Raw genomic sequence first — 220 nt, forward strand, 5'->3', positions numbered from 1 at the left:
GACATGCCCGGAAGCGGTGTCACTCGCGCTACGGGAACTTGTCCCGGACGCCTCGTTCGAAGCTGCTTTCGCCGATCTCCTGGCCTGGATGGCGCGGGAGGGTGTACTCCCCCAGATCATACTCTACGATCCCTCCGAGGCTGTAGTGCTTGCGGACATGCAGACGCGCGGCCTCATACCCTGGCGCACCATTCCCGTGCTCTTTGTTCTTGGACGATAC

At 61.8% G+C, this 220-nt stretch carries 1 pseudogene; it reads left to right on the top strand.

Going from position 1 to position 220, the window contains the following annotated elements:
• Positions 1-220, top strand: a pseudogene (locus AF337_RS44340) (3-keto-5-aminohexanoate cleavage protein); the annotation flags it as partial.

Source organism: Rhizobium ecuadorense, from assembly GCF_001187535.1.
Classification (GTDB): domain Bacteria; phylum Pseudomonadota; class Alphaproteobacteria; order Rhizobiales; family Rhizobiaceae; genus Rhizobium; species Rhizobium ecuadorense.